Here is a 5349-nt window from a genome sequence, read left to right as displayed (position 1 = left end):
GTCGCCTGTGGCAGTAACATCAAGAATCAGTGAGCTCGCGGAGTATTCCAGCTCGTTGGGCTCTGACCCGATGTCGGTGATCCGGCGAATGACCAGTCCCCAGGTTCCCTCAAGCTCAGCAACCCTCCGTCCGGTGGTCTTCCGGCTCAGGATGTCGGCGCTGATTTCAATGCCGTCGGTGAAACTGTTGGTTTCCTCGTAGCCGAAGTCCCTCACGGTCTGCCCGATGAACAGGCTGCGGCTGCTGTCCACGGCGGTCATCTCCAGTGACGCTGCCTCCATCCGGATTTGACTGCCATCCTCGGCATCGATCACTGTTTCTGCCGGCAGGTTCGCGGACAACCCTGGCGCCGTATAGGCGACGTTATCAATGGAATCCGTGCTGGACGGCAGACATTCGCTGACGCCGTCAAAAACCGCAGATTCACCCGAGAAGGGGTCGGTATTCGCATCGACCAGCAAATCGCCGAAGCAGACCTGGGACCAGCTGAGAGTGCCGGTGTTGTCGCCGTTATCGGTCAGGTTGGCACCGGCGTGGTAATAGGTGAGCTGAGCCACGGTTGGCGCATTGCCTTCCCGCTGACCTTCAACATAACTGGCATTACGCAGATAATGGAAATTACCGGTGACCACTGCACCGGAGCCGGCTGAACCATCGTCCCCGGAATTGTCGGGTGCGGTATAGGCGACTGTCAGGCTGCCGTCACTGGGAGCCACGCCAGCGGCAATCTCGCTGAGCTGGAAGACCTCACCATCATCGATGACGAGGGCGCCATCGATCACTGTGGCGTAGTCAAAGCCCTGAATCGGATCAGAGAGGCCGTATTGACCGTTCTGGTCAAAGATCGGGCCGGGATCCAGCACCAGCGTGTCGCTGTCGTAGCTGTAGCTCCCGAATTCCAGGCCGGGTTCGCCAGATTCGTCAGCGGGCTGACTGGTGCCCATGAAGTAGTAGCCATCATCCAGCAAGGTAACGACCGAGACGTTACCTGCGTCAATGGAGTCCTGGATAACCCAGCTTCCTGTAACGCCAGACTCGTTAAGGGGTACACGGGTCAGGATCAGGCCGTCCTCAATGCCATCGCGGGGGTCATAGATGGTCATGGTTTCCCCATCTACCTGGACTGCGGTCACATCGTCCCCGCTGGCAGTGTCGGTCAGCCCCCAGAAGCCATTGTCATCAACGGTGATATCTGAGGCCGTCAGCGCACCGGTGACGTTATTCCAGCTGTACTGGCCGAATTCCAGACCGGTAACGCCGGCATCATCAGCTTCCGGGCGATAGGGACGGTCCAGCTCAAAGTGCATGTAGTGGCCACTTTCAAGGAAGGTGAGCTGGAGCCAGGGCAGGCTTGTGTCCGGGTTGCGGGCGACCCAACTGCCAACCAGTGCGTCTTCATCCGCCGGCGGGGCAATCTGATCCGCAAACGGATTGACCAGCCTGGCGGCAACGAAAACGCCGTAGGGGTCACGGGCGATTATCCGGAGCTCGTTACTGGCTTGCGGGCTGAAGCCGTCGGGCAGGCTTCCGGTAAAGGTGCGATCCCCGTTGGGCAGAGGGTTGCCGGTGAACACCGGAATATCGTTGTCGCCGGTGCCGCCCTGGGACTGGCCGGTAAAGTTGTTGCGAACCGATACTGATTCGTAGCCCGGTGGCAGTGTCCACTCAAAGGTATACTGGTTGCTGCCCAGGTCGACCGAAGCCGAGGTGATCTCCGGTGCACCTTCTGTCAGTCGGGGCTCACCACGGCGAACCCGGTAGGTGGATTCGGCGGTGGAATCACCGGTCCAGGTAAAGGTGTATTCGTCACCGGTCTGAATCTGGTCAAGGTCATTCGATTCGATGACAAAGAATGTACTGAACAGGTTGTCGCCGCGGGTCAGGGTTCCATTGAACGGAGTGCCTTCTGGCCCGGATACAGTCACGGTGGATGTGTCTACGGTTCCCAGTTCAGTGACTGGATTGCTTGCCAGCAGGCTGGTGGCGATTTGCTGTACCACCGGCGGGTTGGCACCATTTTCTACAATATGGGTGGCTTCCGAATAGGCCAGGAACTGAGCCTGATTGCCACGAAGCTTAAGCTCGCCATCTACCTCTATGGCTTGCCAGAATCCGGTGGCGGCACCCACGTTCAGGTTAACGGCATCCGATTCAATATTGACCAGAGACCAGCCCCGGAGGTCGTCTGCCAGTTCGCCGGCATCTTCGGTTCCCAGCAGACGGTCCAGCCATTCAGTCGCAGACTCGCCGTTATTCAGGAAATCATCAGCCAGCAATGCCTCAAGGGCTCCGCGGTCGTTATTGTCCAGTGCTGTGGCGACGGTCGACACCAATGTGTCGGCGGCCTGGGCAATGGTCACGCCATCCTCAAGAATTTGTTCGTCCACCTCAATTGCAGTGGTTTCCTCATCGGTATTGTCGAAGGTGTTGCTGATCTGAGCGTCCGGTTGCAGCCGGTTACGGATGGTCGCTGAGTTACTGGTGACATTAACCTGAACCTCAACCACGTCGAGGACGGCATCGAATCCGGTACGGTCCGCCGAGAAGCTGGTGTTAAGGAGGTCGAAGTCTTCATCGATGCCCAGGGCGGTGAGGAGCGGACGGAGCCGTGTCGCCAGCAAGGTTTCCTGCTGCTCGATGGTTTCCTCGTCCAGCGCTGCAAACAGGGCTGCTCTCTGGTTGGCATCGCCGCCGGATTCGTTAAATGCGGTGACCGGATCCTTGCCGAGAGTATTGCCGACAATCAGGTCGGTGAACGGCGTAATGTTGACCGTATTGCCGATGTCATTTGCCGTGGCAACGGAAAGCAACTGGTAGGCATTGCCGCCGGAAATGCCACTGGCAAACAGCAGTACAGGGGGCTGCAGATTGGTGACATCGACAGAAAAGGAACCATCGGTGCCAATCTGCGCCGTTTCGGTTTCACCCAGGGCGTCCCTGGCACCGACAAAACCAACCAGTGGCGCACCGGCTGCGGCGGTGCCCGAAACACTCTGGGTGCTGCCACCTGGTTCGTCAGGGTCATCAGCGCCAGAGGAGCTTGATGACCCACCGCCACAACCGGCGAGGATGAGTGTTGCGGCCATCGTGGATAGCAGCAGCCAGAAGCGGAGTGAGAATTTTCCGATCATCGGATGCCTCCTTTCCCGCAGAACAGGAGCACCACTTGTGGTGATGTTGCTTGAGTCGCCATGGGTCGTTCCTCGTTGGTTTTATCGGTTTCCGACACAGCAAACCTAAAAAATCCGTAAGGAAACTACATCACCCATATGGTGTACACCGACTGAATCAGGCCATTTTTCTCAGAGCGTCCCGCAAGGTCTGGTGGAAGCGTGCCGGCATTTCAACCTGGGGGAAATGCCCGGCACCGTTCAATTGATGCTCTGTTACGTGGGGTTTGCAGCGTTCACGTGCAGCGTCTGGTACCAGGTCACCGTTGATGGCATGGATGGGAACGCGAACCTCGCTGAATGCCGCTGTGGGGGTCCATCGCAGCAGATCTGACCATAGCGGCAGCATCTGTTGCGGATCTACATCGGCCATTTCTGACTTGAGGCGGCTTTTCTCGGCATCACTGACATGGCTGGCGGTAAAGTTTTCTACCAGGCCGTCGATGGCGCTGTCGAAATCGTCGTAGAAAGGTTGCGCGATTTCCCGGGCCTGGTCCTCGGCCAGATCACCATAGGGAATCACAAAGGTATCCACCAGAACGACCCCCTTCAGATTGTCCAGCTGCCGTGCAGCCTCCAGGGCAACGGCACCGCCCATGGAGTGTCCGACCAGGACCAGGTCCGTTGTGCCAAGATGTCTGGCGGCGTCGACCACTACCCTGGCAAGGCCACTGACGCTCCAGTCATCAACGCTCTGGTTTCGGCTTTCGCCATGGCCCGGAAGGTCAATGGCGGTCAGCCGGAACTCGTCTTTCAGTGCGTCGATGGTGGAGTCCCAGTCGCTTTTACGGCAGGTCCAGCCGTGAATCAGAAGGGCCGCTGGACCCTGGCTGTCAACACGGCTGACAGCGAGTGTCAGCTCTGACGGGAGAGTGATTACATCTGAAATCATGAGAATCCTTGTGTCGCATCTCTAAGTATATTTGTCTTTCGGATAATCATTTCCTATATTTAATTAAATGACTTTCGGACACAAGCACGGCTTTCGATCCCTCGTTTGGGAGTCGGGCCGGGAATTCTCGATATGAGTGAGCATCAGACTCTCCTCAGGTACGCCCAGCGTTTGCCTGAATTGTTGGAACAGCTGTATCGGACACCCACTGATATAGGTGAGTGGAACGGGATGCTAAACCGTCTGGTGGAAGCCACCAGCTCACGTTCGGCCCGATTGCTGGTGATGGATCGCCAGGCAGCAACCGTCCACTACAGTACAAAGGTCAATATTGACGATGATCAGCATCGTCGGTACGTAGACCATTTCGTAAATCTTTGCCCCTGGCGGCCTGAGCTCGCGCTTAAAACGCCGGGGCGGCTGTACAACACTCATCACGAGTTCGCCTGTAAGCAGGACGCCTTTTACCAGACGGAGTTTTTCAACGACTGGGCCCGGCACCTGGATATCGAGCACGGTCTCTGCGGTACGGTGTATACCGACGACCGTTACACCGTGCAGCTGCTGGTTCAGCGCACCGGTGGTCAGGGTGCGTTTCCGATGTCCCTTACCCGGCAGGTCAATCAGCTGATACCTCATGTTCGACAGGTGTTGCACCTGAACCGGGTGATGACGATGCAGCAGCAAGAAAGTGTCTCCGCGCTGGCTGCGGCGGAAAAAACCTTCGTGCCTTTCCTGTTGGTGAATGGCAGGGGACAGGTGGTCTACGGCAGTGGCCGGGCTCTGGAGCTGGTTGATCGCTCTCCGGTGCTGAGGGTAGAGGATGGCGCGTTACGCCTGATGGATAGCAAGGCACAGCTACAGCTGCGGAAATCACTGGATGTGGTTCTGAGCGGGCCACAGCGATCCGCTGAACAGGTTATCGTATTGGCGGCGGACGCACTTTCGCCGCTCCGGCTCGTGGTCGAACCCTTGCCGCTGGCCCTGGCGGCCGGCGGGCTCTGGCAGGGCGATTTGCTGGCGGCAGTCTATCTGCAAGCGGCGGAAGAACATCTGGACATTGACCCGGACCTGCTCGGGCGTTTGTTCAATCTGACCGCGGCTGAAGCAAGGGTAGCGGCCAGTCTGGCACTGGGCCGGGATCCGGCTGCAATTGCCGGAGAGGCCACAGTGTCTTTACACACGGTACGGACCCAGCTCAAAGCGGTGATGCACAAAATGCGGGTGGGACGACAGGCCGAACTGGTGGCGCGGGTATTGCGGTCTGCTGCGGTGCGGGTCAGTGG

3 protein-coding genes are annotated in these 5349 nt (G+C 58.1%); 1 reads left to right on the top strand and 2 read right to left on the bottom strand.

Annotated features, from left to right (window positions below; all coding sequences use genetic code 11):
* Together AAC035_RS18265 and AAC035_RS18260 are read right to left on the bottom strand one after the other, a co-directional pair.
* A partial coding sequence (locus tag AAC035_RS18265) for a hypothetical protein (RefSeq protein WP_339806529.1) occupies nucleotides 1–3132 on the bottom strand: 3132 nt, incomplete at its 3' end.
* A 157-nt stretch (nucleotides 3133–3289) separates the two neighbouring features.
* Nucleotides 3290–4063, bottom strand: a complete 774-nt coding sequence (locus AAC035_RS18260) for an alpha/beta hydrolase (protein ID WP_339806528.1) — start codon at nucleotides 4061–4063, stop codon at nucleotides 3290–3292.
* Nucleotides 4064–4195: 132 nt separating this feature from the next.
* Here AAC035_RS18260 and AAC035_RS18255 point away from each other — a divergent pair.
* Nucleotides 4196–5349 (top strand): helix-turn-helix transcriptional regulator (locus tag AAC035_RS18255; protein ID WP_339806527.1); only part of this gene is annotated, 1154 nt, incomplete at its 3' end.

The sequence above is a fragment of the uncultured Marinobacter sp. genome, from assembly GCF_963974375.1.
In the GTDB taxonomy this organism is placed as follows: Bacteria; Pseudomonadota; Gammaproteobacteria; order Pseudomonadales; family Oleiphilaceae; genus Marinobacter.
Note: the sequence above shows the minus strand (reverse complement) of the source record. Positions and strands in the feature narration are given on the sequence as shown.

Coding starts and splice junctions, on each gene's coding strand:
- AAC035_RS18260 (WP_339806528.1), bottom strand. CDS start 4,063: ATGATTTCAGATGTAATCACTCTCCCGTCAGAGCTGACACTCGCTGTC.